The sequence below is a fragment of the Rhizobium sp. BK591 genome (assembly GCF_014195045.1).
Taxonomy (GTDB): domain Bacteria; phylum Pseudomonadota; class Alphaproteobacteria; order Rhizobiales; family Rhizobiaceae; genus Rhizobium; species Rhizobium anhuiense.
Genome location: NZ_JACIAZ010000006.1, coordinates 93,307 through 107,347, shown reverse-complemented (window position 1 = coordinate 107,347; position 14,041 = coordinate 93,307). Strand labels below are relative to the sequence as shown.

General features: G+C 61.7%; 15 protein-coding genes and 1 pseudogene. 5 read left to right on the top strand and 11 right to left on the bottom strand.

The features are described 5' to 3' along the window. Positions 1-47 precede the first annotated feature (47 nt). From FHX10_RS25010 to FHX10_RS24980, 7 genes and pseudogenes are all read right to left on the bottom strand, one after another. The gene (locus FHX10_RS25010; RefSeq protein ID WP_028756685.1) at positions 48-599 is read right to left on the bottom strand and encodes a LemA family protein; all 552 of its coding nucleotides are present in this window, start codon (positions 597-599) and stop codon (positions 48-50) included. 112 nt (positions 600-711) lie between these two features. Continuing rightward, on the bottom strand, positions 712-2,445 hold the full coding sequence (locus FHX10_RS25005; RefSeq protein WP_312862919.1) for a DUF2207 family protein: 1,734 nt from the start codon (positions 2,443-2,445) through the stop codon (positions 712-714). 163 nt (positions 2,446-2,608) lie between these two features. Continuing rightward, positions 2,609-2,833: pseudogene (locus tag FHX10_RS25000) on the bottom strand (glycine--tRNA ligase subunit alpha); the annotation flags it as partial. A 71-nt stretch (positions 2,834-2,904) separates the two neighbouring features. Further along, positions 2,905-3,456, bottom strand: a complete 552-nt coding sequence (locus tag FHX10_RS24995) for an AAA family ATPase (RefSeq protein WP_028756700.1) — start codon at positions 3,454-3,456, stop codon at positions 2,905-2,907. After that, positions 3,453-4,409: a glycine--tRNA ligase subunit alpha gene (locus tag FHX10_RS24990; protein WP_028756701.1), complete on the bottom strand. Its 957-nt coding sequence runs from the start codon at positions 4,407-4,409 to the stop codon at positions 3,453-3,455. The genes FHX10_RS24995 and FHX10_RS24990 overlap by 4 nt, the downstream gene beginning before the upstream one ends. Before the next feature lie 290 nt (positions 4,410-4,699). After that, entirely contained in the window at positions 4,700-4,891 is a 192-nt protein-coding gene (locus FHX10_RS24985) for a membrane protein (RefSeq protein ID WP_003556931.1), read from the bottom strand. Between the two features lie 18 nt (positions 4,892-4,909). Then, on the bottom strand, positions 4,910-5,770 hold the full coding sequence (locus FHX10_RS24980; protein WP_028756702.1) for a S49 family peptidase: 861 nt from the start codon (positions 5,768-5,770) through the stop codon (positions 4,910-4,912). Between the two features lie 196 nt (positions 5,771-5,966). On the opposite strand from FHX10_RS24980, the gene FHX10_RS24975 reads away from it, so the two are divergent. Beyond that, a complete protein-coding gene (locus FHX10_RS24975) occupies positions 5,967-7,307 on the top strand; it encodes an Nramp family divalent metal transporter (protein WP_028756703.1) in 1,341 nt (446 codons plus the stop codon). On the opposite strand, the gene FHX10_RS24970 is transcribed toward FHX10_RS24975, so the two are convergent. Beyond that, positions 7,304-8,080 carry a tRNA1(Val) (adenine(37)-N6)-methyltransferase gene (locus FHX10_RS24970; protein WP_028756704.1) on the bottom strand — a complete coding sequence of 259 codons (777 nt, stop codon included), beginning with the start codon at positions 8,078-8,080 and terminating at the stop codon, positions 7,304-7,306. The two genes, FHX10_RS24975 and FHX10_RS24970, sit on opposite strands and share 4 nt — an antisense overlap. A 6-nt stretch (positions 8,081-8,086) precedes the next feature. Further along, entirely contained in the window at positions 8,087-8,314 is a 228-nt protein-coding gene (locus FHX10_RS24965; protein WP_024321294.1) for a DUF2007 domain-containing protein, read from the bottom strand. A gap of 108 nt (positions 8,315-8,422) precedes the next feature. Here FHX10_RS24965 and FHX10_RS24960 point away from each other — a divergent pair, with 108 nt between their 5' ends. The 4 genes from FHX10_RS24960 (at position 8,423) to moaB (ending at position 12,868) form a co-directional block, all read left to right on the top strand. Then, the gene (locus FHX10_RS24960) at positions 8,423-9,439 is read left to right on the top strand and encodes a polyprenyl synthetase family protein (protein ID WP_028756705.1); all 1,017 of its coding nucleotides are present in this window, start codon (positions 8,423-8,425) and stop codon (positions 9,437-9,439) included. Between the two features lie 133 nt (positions 9,440-9,572). After that, entirely contained in the window at positions 9,573-11,408 is a 1,836-nt protein-coding gene (locus FHX10_RS24955) for a tetratricopeptide repeat protein (RefSeq protein ID WP_028756706.1), read from the top strand. Positions 11,409-11,420: 12 nt separating this feature from the next. Next, positions 11,421-12,317: a 4-(cytidine 5'-diphospho)-2-C-methyl-D-erythritol kinase gene (locus FHX10_RS24950; RefSeq protein ID WP_168332566.1), complete on the top strand. Its 897-nt coding sequence runs from the start codon at positions 11,421-11,423 to the stop codon at positions 12,315-12,317. Then, a complete protein-coding gene (gene moaB, locus FHX10_RS24945) occupies positions 12,317-12,868 on the top strand; it encodes a molybdenum cofactor biosynthesis protein B (protein ID WP_028756708.1) in 552 nt (183 codons plus the stop codon). Before FHX10_RS24950 ends, moaB begins: the two co-directional genes overlap by 1 nt. 22 nt (positions 12,869-12,890) lie before the next feature. Here the strand turns inward: moaB and FHX10_RS24940 are convergent, their stop codons facing one another. Together FHX10_RS24940 and FHX10_RS24935 are read right to left on the bottom strand one after the other, a co-directional pair. Then, on the bottom strand, positions 12,891-13,205 hold the full coding sequence (locus FHX10_RS24940) for a hypothetical protein (RefSeq protein WP_028756709.1): 315 nt from the start codon (positions 13,203-13,205) through the stop codon (positions 12,891-12,893). A gap of 188 nt (positions 13,206-13,393) precedes the next feature. Continuing rightward, positions 13,394-13,912: a glycosyltransferase family 2 protein gene (locus FHX10_RS24935; RefSeq protein WP_028756710.1), complete on the bottom strand. Its 519-nt coding sequence runs from the start codon at positions 13,910-13,912 to the stop codon at positions 13,394-13,396. Positions 13,913-14,041 lie beyond the last annotated feature (129 nt).

Here is a 14,041-nt window from a genome sequence, read left to right as displayed (position 1 = left end):
CGCCCTTGCTCTTAATCGCTTTCTGGCAAAGGCAAAATGCCGGATCGTCAGAATTTCACGCTGGGGACGGCGCGGTCGGTCTCGTTGGTGATTTCGAAATAGTCCCGCTTGGCAAAACCGAACTGGCCGGCGACCAGATTGGACGGGAAGCTTTCGACCTTGACGTTCAGGTCGCGGGCGGCACCATTGTAATAACGGCGCGCCATCTGCAGCTCGCCTTCCATGGTTTCCAGCGAGGCCTGCAGCTCGGCAAAATTCTGGTTGGCCTTGAGATCCGGATAGGCTTCGGCGAGCGCGATGACCCGGCCGAGCGCCTGGCCAAGCAGTCCCTCCGCCTGCGCCCTGCCCGCGACATCGCCTGACGGCACGGCCTGAGCCTTGTTGCGGAGCGACACCACCTCTTCGAGTGTCGACTTTTCATGGGCGGCATAACCCTTGACCGTCTCGATCAGGTTCGGGATCAGGTCGGCACGGCGCTTGAGCTGCACGTCAATGCCCGACCAGGCTTCTTCTGCCATCTGCCGTGCGCGAACCAGGCCGTTATAGATGAAGACGAGATAGAGCGCGATGACGACGATAATAGCGAGTATCACATACATGCAGATGAGCCCCCGATTTGATGATCGCACGTTAGTGATTCGGCATAGCAAAGTCATCTTGGCGCAGGCATTCTTCGACGAATTTCGATGAGACCTCGATAATACCGTCCATCTAAGAACTTATGCGCCAATCCGGTGCATAGGCATCCATCTTTTCGCTCGCTCGCCAGCGATTGAAGCGTTCGGTCCAGCGTTGTTCGACGTCAAGCGCGACGGCGAAAGGCAGATAGTGCTCGTAGCACTCGACCGACATTGCCGGGCCGTCTATTTCGCCGCGGAAATAACGATTCAAAATCAGCGTGTTATTGCGCACCTGCCGCTGTTTTGGGGTTGGCATGCGCAGCATTGCAGTAACAATGACAATGCCGACAATGTTCAACAAAATTGCCGCCAGATATGGCTGCTGTTCGCTGATAACCTCATGAGTGCCAACATAGAACAGCGCGAGAATCATTAGCCCCGGGAAAGTCAAATATAAACTAACCGCCTGCCGCAAGTCGGTTCGGATGGAAAGCCGCTCTGGGTGTCGGAACATCATTACAAATATGAAAGATATCACCAATATCCCGCAGAGGGCCGCTGAGAAGACTAAGAGGCCGGAGAAAAAAGCCACGGCAATGCCAAGAGCCAGAATGGAGACTACAGCCCACAAGCTCCACCGATCTATGCCTCTGACGTTTTGATACTCCTCAGTGACTGTTCTGTGCAATTCATCTCTAACATCAGGCCGGGCGGCTTTAACTCTGCGCCGATCACCGACAGGCCGCTCCTTTTCAATTCGCGCAAATACCAAGCGCGTGGCAACCGGAAGGCTATACCATTTGGCGCGTCCCGCCTTGGCCTTCCTGCGCTCTTGCTTTGCCAATAAGTCCGAGGCCTCCGCATCTTCGCCCAGGCTGGAAATGCGAAGCGTTCGCTTCACTGCGAGATGACAGACAGACGCCATGAAGGCCGCTTTTGCCGCGTCTGCCTTCCAGTTCAGGAACAGATAGGCTGCCAGAGCCGGGGATATGCCCTCCGTCATTTTGATGTCGACAGCCATCAATGGTGCAGGCAAAAGCCACGAAGGTCGAAATTTGAGGATAACAACCAGCGCGACGATCAGCGGCCCCAAAATGCTCAGGAATGGGAGAAAGTGATCCGAGAGCCACCACCGCATCCGCCTGTCGCTCGTTCCGCCCAGAAAAGCTCCTCCGGGATATTCGATCTCGATGTCCGGCAGAACCCGATCCCCCTTACCTGCCGCAATAGACACCACAAACTCATCCGGTGCCTTCTGTATGATCTCATAGGTCGCCGGATCATCGCGCGAAGGGCGCAGCGCACCGCCGGGCGGCACCTTTAGAGCAAGCGTTTTTCTGGCGCCCTGGTCATGGACACGGCCCATATAGGCCGGCAGGAAAAGAACCTGGCGATCGCCTTCCTGACGGACCAGACGGCCGAGTCGGTAGGCGATCTGGATGTTACTGACGCCGGGGGGCAGATCCGCGGGGCAGCGTTTGCAGTGCTCCTTGCCGATATAGATCGAATAGCCCGGCACGTTGTTTTCTTTGAAATAATATTCGTCGGATCCGTCATGCCGGGCGGCGACCAGAGCGAAATCGCGCCAGTGAACCCCGCCTGACGCATCCTTGAAACGTTGAGGGATATCAACGTAAACACCGCCGTAGTTTTCCCACTTCTTGACTAAGACATCGAAGCTTTCCGACACTAGGGCGGTGCCGTCGGCGGACACGTCGATCGTCGTTTTTGCCGATTGAACGGCGAACTCCTTGTCAAAATCGCTGCACGAGGTCAGCAACACAAGAATTGCGCATGATATCAACCGTGAAAACAGGCGCGGCACGCTGGCTGCGCAATTTTCAAATGAGATTTTACAATAAAGAATACCGCTCTTCAAAAGGCAGTCCGAATCTATACCTGACCGAAACATCCGATAAGATAGCGATCGAGCGGTTCGCGTAAAAGACGCACAGTCTCGGAAGCGACGGAATTTTTTGCGACGGCTCTTACGCCGCCTCTTTGGCCAGGTTGACGCCGCCGGCATCGGCTAGCAGGAAGGCTTCGCCGCAGGTCTTGGCGAGCGTGCGTACCCGCAGGATGTAGCTCGGGCGCTCGGTGACCGAGATGACGCCGCGGGCGTCGAGCAGGTTGAAGACATGGCTTGCCTTGATGCACTGGTCATAGGCCGGGAAGACGCATTTGTGCAGGCGCTGGTTAGCGTTGTCGCCGGGGCGCCGGCATCGAGCAGCGCCCACAGCGAAGCAATGTTCGCGCGGAGACTACGCGGGTTTTCCCGCTGCCGTCAAACGCCGATATCGGCGAGGATTCGGACAGTCGTCTGCTCCGGTGAAAAGCCTGTCGTGTCGATTTCGACGGTGCGTTCAGCCAGCCCACGCAGCAGTTTATGGTTTGCCCGCAGCCGTTGTAACGTCGCCGTATCCGTCAGCTTGAGCGCCTCAGCCCGGCCGGGAGCAACAAGACGCCTGGCATTCTCCTCCGGGGCGCAATCGAACAGGATCGCCACGAGATCGGCGCCTCTCGCGGCGGCCAGATCGCTGTACCAGGAGAAGGTCGCAGCGTCATCTGCGTCGTCCGACAGGGCATCGGTAAAGACGAAGCTTTCGGCAGGGTCCGCCCGCGTGGCATGGTCGAAAACCGCGTGACGAATCTGCCCTCTCAGCGAGGCGTGCAGCGGATCGCTGCGGGAGAACAGAGCCTCGGCAGGATTGAGCAGTGTATGGTTGTCGATGAGCCGCGCGCCGAGCCTTTTTGCCAGCAAGCGACCGACAGTCAGCTTTCCAGTGCCCGGCCAGCCGTTGATATGGATGATACGGCCGACAGGGTTTTGCGTCACGCCGCCTCTTTGGCCAGATTGACGCCGCCGGCGTCGGTCAGCAGGAAGGCTTCGCCGCAGGCCTTGGCAAGGGTGCGTACGCGCAGGATGTAGCTCTGACGCTCGGTGACCGAGATGACGCCGCGGGCGTCGAGCAGGTTGAAGACGTGGCTGGCCTTGATGCACTGGTCATAGGCCGGGAAGACGCATTTGTGCAGGCGCTGGTTGGCGTTATCCCCCGGCGCGCCGGCATCGAGCAGTGCGCGGCATTCCTTCTCGGCGTCGACGAAGTGGCGATGCAGCATCTCGGTATTGGCGAATTCGAAATTATGGCGCGAATATTCCTGCTCGGCCTGCAGGAAGACATCGCCATAGCTGATCTTCTCGTCGCCTTCGCGGCCGTTGAAGTTCAGGTCGTAGACATTGTCGACGCCCTGGACATACATGGCGAGACGTTCGAGACCATAGGTCAGTTCGCCTGCGACCGGCGAGCATTCGATGCCGCAGACCTGCTGGAAATAGGTAAACTGCGAGACTTCCATGCCGTCGCACCAGCATTCCCAGCCGAGGCCCCAGGCGCCGAGCGTCGGGCTTTCCCAGTCGTCCTCGACGAAACGGATGTCATGCAGCAGCGGATCGAGGCCGATCGCCGCCAGCGAACCGAGATAGAGCTCCTGCAGATTGGGCGGGTTCGGCTTCAGGATGACCTGGTACTGGTAATAATGCTGCAGCCGGTTCGGGTTCTCGCCATAGCGGCCGTCGGACGGGCGGCGCGACGGCTGCACGTAAGCCGCCTTCCACGGCTTGGGGCCGAGGGCGCGCAGCGTAGTGGCGGGATGAAAGGTGCCGGCACCGACTTCCATGTCGTAGGGCTGCAGCACCGCGCAACCCTTGTCCGCCCAGTAGCTATGCAGGGTCAGGATCAGCGCCTGGAAGGAGCGCTTCGGGTTCATATGGTCTGGGATAGCTGACATCGAACGGCACCGATTGCTTGGGAATTATCGGCGCGACAGGTGCCATGGAGGGCGACGGGGGTCAAGACTTTTGCGGCGGCGAGAGGCGACTGGGGCGATATGGAAGAGGAATTCGGCTGCCCCTCACCCTAACCCTCTCCCCGCTCGCGGGGCGAGGGGACGTGCCAAACGCTGCGGCGAGATTGAGGATGCCGGTGCGGCATATTTCCCTTCTCCCCGCGAGCGGGGAGAAGGTGCCGGCAGGCGGATGAGGGGCAAGCGCCGGGTGAGAGGCCGGTATAGTCCCGCCCCTATTCTCCCTCGCGCTTCAGCCGGTATTCTCCCGTCGCCGGATCCTTGACCAGCGTGCCGATGGCGCCCGTCTGGCGCTCCTTTTCAGCGCGGCGCGATTTTTCGGCGAGCTTGCGGGCATCGGAGACGAAGCGGCGGTAGAGCCACCAGGCTGAGAAAACCAGGATCAGGATAGTAATTAACTGCGGCATGCCCCTCTCTTGCTCCCTTCAAAGCCCGAAACGGCTCCACAATGCTCTCTCTTCCGCCGCTTCGACAAGCCCCGTTGCGAGACCGGATGCAGCCCCTTCGAGCGAGACCGGCGAGACGCCGGGAATCCGGCGGCCGAACAGGCCGCGGCCGGCGGTGACGAGCTCCAGCTTGCTCTTCTGGCCGTAGCGCCTCTTCAATTCCTGGCGCATGTCGCCAAGGCCATCGACGAGGCCGAGTTCGAGACCGCGCGTGCCGCTCCAGAACAGGCCCGAGAAGACCGCCGCATCGTCCTTCAGCTTGCCGGCGCGACGCTCGCGCACCATCGAGATGAAGACCTGGTGGATTTCGAGCTGCAGGCTCTTCAGATACTCGATATCCTTTTCCTTTTCCGGCTGGAACGGATCGAGGATCACCTTGTTTTCGCCCGCCGTATAGACGCGGCGCTCGACGCCGATTTTCTTCAAGAGTTCGGGAAAGCCGAAACCGCCGGAGACGACGCCGATCGAGCCGACGATGGAGGTGGCATCGGCAATGATCTCGTCGCCGGCGAGCGCGATCATGTAACCGCCGGAGGCGGCGACATCCTCGACGAAGACCAGAACCTTCTTCTGCTTCTCGCGGGCGAGCTCGCGGATGCGGGTGAAGATCAGCCGGGACTGCACGGGCGAGCCGCCCGGCGAATTGATGGAGATGGCGACCGCCGGCGCGTCCTTCATGGCGAAGGCCTTTTCCAGAACCGGTGAGACATTGGCGAGATTGAGGGTTGGCCGGAACTGGCCGCCGCCGCTGATGATCGCCCCCTGCAACCGGACGACCGGGATGGTGATGCCGTCCTTGCGGAACCGTTTCGGCAGCAGCTTTCTCAAGAATCCGGCCATTTCCCATCCTTTGCTTCGGGTCGCACGCTCGCAATTTGCGATCGGCATCCATGTATGCGCTGGAACGCCAAACGCAATGGCCGCGTTCCTGAAAACATCGGCCCGAAGCATCGGGATTGATTTTCTTGTTGCGAATGAATTGCATTATCATTCTAATCCGTCATAGTGCACCGACGCTAAAACAGGTGGAAATCGCATGGACGTCCTCAATCCGAATGCAAAGAGCGGCTGGCGGCACGAACGCGGCGAGGCGTCGCTGTCCGATGTCTACCGCACCGTCGGAACCGGGCGTCACAGCTCGATGTGGCGTAGGGCGGCGGCTTTCGCCGGGCCGGGCTATATGGTCGCCGTCGGCTACATGGACCCCGGCAACTGGGCGACCTCGCTCGCCGGCGGCTCGAAATTCGGCTATGCGCTGCTCACCGTCGCACTGCTTTCCAACCTGATGGCGATCGTGCTGCAATCGCTCTGCGCCCGCCTGGCGATCGCCTCCGGCCGCGATCTTGCGCAGGCTTGCCGCGACGCTTTTCCGAAATATGTCTCGGTGCCGCTCTGGGCGTTTGCCGAAATCGCCATCATCGCCACCGATATCGCCGAGGTGATCGGCACGGCGATCGGCCTCAACCTCTTGATGGGCATCCCGCTCGAACTCGGCGTGCTGATCACCGCGCTCGACGTCTTCGTGATCCTCTTCCTGCAGAAGCTCGGCTTCCGCTGGGTGGAAGCCTTCATCATCGCGCTGCTCGGCGTCATCGCGATCTGCTTCGGCGTGCAGATATTGCTTGCCGACCCGCAATGGGGCGCCGTCCTCACCGGCTTCTTCCCGACCACCGAGATCGTCACCAATCCCGAGATGCTCTACCTGGCGCTCGGCATTCTCGGCGCCACCGTCATGCCGCACAATCTCTACCTCCACTCCGGCATCGTGCAGACGCGGGCCTATGGCCATACTATCCCTGAGAAGAAGGAGGCGCTGACCTTTGCGACGATCGACTCGACGGTCGCATTGTGCTTCGCGTTGCTGATCAACGCCTCGATCCTGATCCTGGCGGCTGCCGCCTTCAACGCGCATGGGAAGACCGACGTCGTCGAACTCGGCGAGGCGCATTCGCTGCTGTCGCCGCTGCTCGGCCTCGCCATCGCGCCGACGCTGTTCGGCATCGCGCTTCTCTGCTGCGGCCTCAATTCGACGGTGACGGCAACGCTTGCCGGTCAGATCGTCATGGAAGGCTTCCTGAAGATCCGGCTGAAGCCATGGATGCGCCGCCTGATCACCCGCGCCATCGCCATCGTGCCGGCGGCAATCGTCACCATCTGGTATGGCGATCAAGGCACGGCCGAGCTTTTGATCCTGACGCAGGTGGTGCTCAGCCTGCAGCTTTCCTTCGCCGTCTTCCCGCTTGTCATGTTCACCGCCAGCAAGGCCAAGATGGGCGAGCTGGTGGCGCCGCGCTGGCTGAGCGGCATCGCCTATGTGGTCGCGGTCGTCATCGCCGGGTTGAACGTCAAGCTGCTCTTCGACTTCGTCACCGGCTAGATTCTGGTGTAAGCCGCCCGGCCATTGTTGAAATCATCGACGAGAGGGGAGAACTTGTGGCTCCCCTCTTCGTGCATGATCAGAGGCGCGCGCAGCGACAGCCGCGCCCGCGATCCCTTGATTGCGGTCACCAGGATACGGACGGCATTTTCACCCGGACGCGGGTGGATGGCTGTCATTTCGAGGCCGCCGAAGCGACGGCCGCAGGCGAGGATGATTTCGGCGATCGACTGAGGCCTGGCGATCAGCGACAATTGGCCGCCGGGGATCATGATGGCGCCGGCCGTGCGGATCCAGCTTTCGAACAGGCCGTCGGTCATCGCATGGGCTTCGGCCTTCAGCGCATCCGGCGTGCGCCGGTCGCCGGCATCATTGAAGGGCGGGTTCATGATGACATGGTGGAAGCTCTCATCGGTAAGGCCGGCATCGTTGCGCGCCTTGGCGGTCAGGGTCACATCGGCCTCGACGACGCTGACGCGGTCCGCGACATGGGCATTGCCGGGCAAGAGGATGCTGCGGCGGGCATAATCGGCCATCTCGGCCGAGCGCTCGAAGAGCACCACCTCTGCATCGGCAAGCCGCGAAGCGACGGCAAGGCCGGCGGCACCGGCGCCGGCGCCGAGATCGGCAACCCTGACCGGGCGATCGTCGGCGACGAGAGCCGCAAGCAGCATCGCATCCATGCCGGCGCGATGGCCCCTGCCCTTTGGCTGCACCACATGGAAGGCGCCGCGGTGGAAGGCATCGATGGTGTCAGTGGTTTCGCCTGCCATCGGAGCTCACTTCCGCTCGCGCAGCTCGCCGCCGAGACCGGCATCGATGAGGATGCGGCGCGCCTGATCGGCCATCTCCTCGTCCACCAGCAGGCGGCGCGACAGCATGCCGAGCGAGCCCTCCAGCACGCTCATGCCCTGATCGGCGATGAAGCAGTGAATTCCGGCATCCTTCATCAAACTCTCGGCATAGGAGAGAAGAACGGGGTCGTTGGCGCGGATAAGCTCATGCATTTGCCGTCGTTTTCCTTCCAATTTCGCTCAGCGCGACAATTCACCCCTTGCCGCGTCCATCGCCCCTTTCTATTGTCAGGTGCAATGAATGAATAGGAGTCCGGGTCGTTGGGCGTGGTCATACCGCTTGAAGAAAGCAAAAACAAACTGGCATCCATAAAGCCGCTGGTCGATCTCACCAGGGCGGATATGGAGCGAGTAAACCAGCTCATTCTGTCCAAGGCCGGCTCCGACGTGCAGATGATCCCCGAAGTGGCGAACCATCTGATCTCATCCGGCGGCAAGCGGCTGCGGCCGATGCTGACGCTGGCTTCCGCCTCGCTGTTCGACTACAGGGGCGAAAACCACGTCAAGCTCGCCACATCGGTCGAGTTCATGCACACGGCGACGCTGCTGCATGACGACGTCGTCGACGAGAGCGATCTGCGCCGCGGCAAATCGACGGCCCGGATGATCTGGGGCAACCAGGCAAGCGTGCTGGTCGGCGACTTCCTGCTCGGCCAAGCCTTCCGCATGATGGTCGATGTCGGCTCGCTCGATGCGCTCGACGTCCTGTCCTCGGCCGCCTGCGTGATCGCCGAAGGTGAAGTGCTGCAGCTTTCCGTCGCCAAGAACATGGAGACGACGGAAGACGATTATCTCTCCGTCATCCGCGCCAAGACGGCCGCTCTCTTTGCCGCCGCCGCCGAAGTCGGGCCGATCGTCGCCGAGGCCGGCCGGTCCGGCCGCAACGCCCTGAAATCCTATGGCATGAATCTCGGGCTCGCCTTCCAGCTCGTCGACGACGCGCTCGACTATGGCGGCAAGGCTGCCGATCTCGGCAAGAATGTCGGCGACGATTTCCGCGAGGGCAAGATCACTCTGCCGGTCATTCTCGCCTATCGCCGCGGCACCGAGGACGAGCGCGCGTTCTGGCGCGATGCGATCGAAGCCGGCAACAGCACCGACGCCAACCTCGAAAAAGCGCTGGGGCTGATCACCAAATATGGCACGCTCAGCGACACGATCGGCCGCGCGATCCATTACGGCACGATCGCACGGGATGCGCTTGCGCCGCTTCCCGATACCGTCTGGAAATCCTCCCTGATGGAAGTGATCGACTTCTGCATCGAGCGCGTCAATTGATCAATCGTCCTTGATCGCAGGCTGATTTTCTTGCAGCGCCGCTTCAAAAAAGCCATCCTGTTATGAATCAGTGATCGCAACTTGTTTTGCGGCCGGCCCCATTGCCGGGACGCTGTCGAAGAAAGGTTTCCTAATGCGGCAGAGATTTGCCATCCGTCTTCTTACGAGCGCAGCGCTGGCCGCTGTCCTTTCGCTGGGCGGCGTCGGCGGCGTCAACGCCGAGGATGCGGCCAAGACGGGCGATGCCGCAAAGACCGACAGTTTCTTCGATGCCGATAGCGTCACCAGTTTCTCCGGCGCCTTCCTCGCCGCCCGCACGGCCGATGTCGATCATGACTACGAAACCGCGATCGAACTCTACAAGAAGGCGCTGCAGATCGAACCCGGCAATCCCGAGATTCGCCAGCGGCTGATGATCTCGCTGCTGCTCAATGGCGACATCAAGGAGGGCGTCAAATATGCCAACGACCTGAAGGGCGATCCTTCCGTCGAGCGCATCACCACGATCGTGCGCGGCATGGATGCCGTGCGCCGCGACGACTACAAGACCGCCGAGGCCATCCTGAAATATAAGGGGCCGAACGATCTCGACCGGATGATGAACGACCTGCTGCTTGCCTGGGCCCGCGTCGGCGCCGGCCGCGGCAAGGAAGCGCTCACCATGGTCGAGAAGATGAAGGGACCGGACTGGTTCCGCATCTTCCAGAATTACAATGCCGGGGCGATCGCCATCGCCACCGGCGATGTGAAGTCCGCCCGCAAGCATCTGAACGATGCCGTGCTCGACAAGGAAGGCGGTGCGACGGCGCCCGACACCTTCATGCGCGCGGTGATGGCGCTTGCCCGCCTCGAAGCAACGCAGGGCAATAAGCAGAAGGCGCTCGACGCCGTTTCCGTCGGTGACAACCTGCTGCCGAATTATGCGCCGCTGAACGCGCTGCGCGACAGCATCGAAAAGGACGAGAAGCAGGAACAGCAGGTCAAGACAGCCGAAGAAGGGGCTGCCGGCGTGCTGTTTTCGGTCGGCGGCGCACTGAACCGCGACGGCGCCGAGGACATCGTTTCGCTTTACCTGCAGACGGCCAATGCGCTCGATCCGAACAGCGCCGATACGCTGGTGCTGCTCGGCGGCATCGCCGAGAAGCAGAACCAGATGGACCGCGCCATCGCGCTCTACAAGAAGGTGCCGGAGAATTCGCCGATGCGGCGCATCTCCGAGTTGCAGCTCGGCCTTGCCCTTGCCCAGGGCGGCAAGGTGGACGAGGCGCGCAAGCATCTGCAGGCGCTGATCACCTCCGACCCGAAGGACATCCGCAGCTACCTCGCCTATGGCAGCGTGCTCTCCGACGCCAAGGACTACGAGGCGATGGCCGCCAATTACGACAAGGCCGTCGAAGCGATCGGCCCCATTCCCGGCCGCGCCAACTGGAGCGTCTTCTTCCAGCGCGGCATCGCCTATGAACGGTTGAAGAAGTGGGACCAGGCGGAGCCGAATTTCCGCAAGGCGTTGGAGCTCAACCCCGACCAGCCGCAGGTGCTGAACTATCTCGGCTATTCCTGGATCGACATGAACCGTAACCTCGACGAAGGTCTCGGGATGATCAAGAAGGCCGTCGATCTTCGCCCTGACGACGGTTACATCATCGATTCGCTCGGCTGGGCTTATTTCCGCCTCAACCGCTTCGACGATGCCGTCGACGAGCTGGAGCGGGCCGCCCAGATCAAGGCCGGCGACGCGACGATCAACGACCATCTCGGCGATGCCTATTGGCGCGTCGGGCGCAAGCTCGAAGCCGTCTACCAGTGGAACCGGGCGCTCAGCTCCGAGCCTGAGGCTGCCGAGATCCCGAAGATCAAGGACAAGGTCGCCAACGGCCTGCCTCCCGTCAGCGACGATGCCAAGGCGGCCGACAAGAAGCAGCCGGATCCGGCCCCCGTCACGCCGCCGCCGGTCGACAAGAAATCCTGACGGGCGGGATGCATGCCTGAAGAGGGCCTGGCCGACGCTTTCGGCGTCACCGAAGAGGCGCGCGCGAAGATCAACCTGGCCCTGCATGTGACGGGCCAGCGGTCGGACGGTTATCATCTGCTCGATATGCTGGTGACCTTCGCAGAGCATGGCGACCGGCTGGGTTTCCTGCCCGCACAGGCCGACGCCTTCACCCTGTCAGGCCGTTTCGGCGGCGCGCTTGCCGAAGATGGCGGCACCAACCTCGTGCTGAGGGCGCGTGATCTCCTGCGCGAGGCGGTCGGAGCCCTCGCCTTCCCCGTCCATATCCACCTCCAGAAGAATTTGCCGATCGCCTCCGGCATCGGCGGCGGCTCGGCCGACGCAGCTGCGACCTTGCGGGGGCTGATGCGCCTCTGGGGCACGAGGTTGCCCGAGGACGCGCTTGCTATGCTGGCGCTGAAGCTCGGCGCCGACGTGCCGATGTGCATGGAAAGCCGGCCGCTGATTGCCCGCGGCATCGGCGAGAAGATCGAACCGGTGCCCGATCTGCCGGCCTTTGCCATGGTGCTTGCCAATCCGCTGAAGGGCGTGTCGACGCCCGAAGTTTTCCGCCGGTTGGCGACAAAGGACAATCCGGCCTTGAGCCTGGCTCCGCGCGTGCCCAACACTGCCGACTGGCTCGCGGCGATCGGTGCCGCCCGCAACGATCTGGAACCGCCGGCGCGTGAGCTTGTGGCGGAGATATCGGCGATCTCGGCGATGCTGCAGGCCAGCGGCGCGCTGTTGACCCGCATGTCCGGTTCCGGCGCCACCTGCTTCGGCATCTTTGCCACTATGACCGCCGCCGAAGATGCGGCGGCGGCTCTTCACGACGCGCGGCCCGACTGGTATTTCCAGGCGACGGAAACGGTTTCGGGAGGCATATGATGGCAGCTCTGGACGAAAAGCGGCCCTTCATCGCGGTCGGTATTGCGGTTCTCACGATCTCGGACACGCGCACGCCGGAGACGGACAAGTCAGGCGACACGCTGGCGGCGCGGATCACCGAAGCGGGCCACCGGCTGGTCGACCGTGGCATCGTGCCCGATGATCGCACGGAGATTGCCTCCCGGGTAAAGGCCTGGATTGACAGCAAAGACATAGACGTCGTCATCACCACGGGTGGTACCGGCTTTACCGGCCGCGACGTGACGCCCGAGGCGCTGGAGCCTTTGTTCGAAAAGCGGATGGACGGCTTTTCCGCCATCTTCCACCGGATCTCCTACGAGAAGATCGGCACGGCGACGATCCAATCGCGCGCCACGGCAGGCGTTGCCAATGCCACCTTCATCTTCGCGCTGCCGGGTTCGCCCGGCGCCTGCCGGGATGCCTGGGACGGCATTCTGAAAGGCCAACTCGACTACCGCAGCGTGCCGTGCAATTTCGTCGAGATCATGCCGCGGCTGGACGAGCACCTGAAACGCGGCGCGACGAAGTAGACTGCCTGCAAGAGCGGCATTCCTATGTGGCCAGGCCCGGCAGGACGGGCATGGTATCCCAGCTATCACCCGACAGCAGAATGCAGCTTACGCCGTGAACATCCGTGACGATGAGGGTCCAGGTGCCGCTTTCGGCGGCATAGACCTCAAGAATGGCGTTCTGGTTGATCAGTCCGACTGCCGTGAGCTTTTCGGCGAAGTTCTTGTCCAGGAAATTGACGATTTCGGGTCGGCCTGCGCAACTGCGCATCATCTGCGATGCTGCCGAATGCGGATGCGCGATCACCAATATCGGCAATATGACGGCCAGCAGGCCGTAGATCATACCGCGTGTCATGACGCACCTCCTTTCGCCGGGTACCCGGCAGAAGAGGAGATTGTCGCTGACCTGTTCTGCCGTTCACCGGCATTCCATGGCCATTCCGTTGCGAAGCGCGGCGCTTCGACGGCGCCATGTTTGAATTATAGCGCGAAATCCTATTGGGCGCCATCTTTTGCGCGAGCGGTGGGAGGGGATCGCGGCAGCTACCGTGCGGCGCGGGCGACCCAGGACGGAATGAGCTCGCTCGCCAGCCGCCGCGGTTTCTGGCCCTTGACGAATTCGGCAAGCCGCATGCCGCTTTTGGCGGTGGCGAGTGCCAGCTTTTTCGACACCAGGAAACCGAGTTCCAGCGGCGGTACGGCCCGGCCGACACGCTGGAAGAACGGGCGGCGATAGCCCCTCGACGCGGTGAAGCGCGCCGGCAGCTTGTTCAGCGCCACATATTCGGCGATCTCATCGATCCAGCCCGCCTGCGGCCTGGCGCCCGGCTCGACGAAGAGCAGCCATTCGCCGCGCGCCGAGCGGACGATGTCCTTGATATCCCATTGCGAATGGAAGCGGCAGCCGGCAGCGTCGGCCACCCGTGAGGTGCCGTCGCGAGAGCCGTGATCGAGCACGATCACATCGCTCACCAGCCCCTCCACTGCGCCTGCCACCAAGACCGATAAAGTCTGCGCCAGTTCAGATTCCTGATCCTGACATTCGAGAACAACCGTCAACATTGACTGTTTATAATGCGCCGCACAAATTTTTGCCAGCGCCGTTTTCCTTATTTTGTTCTTGCATTGTTCTCATTTTGCCGATAGGAATTTAATCAGCAAAACGGGCGGAGGCGATGGCTTTCCGCCACG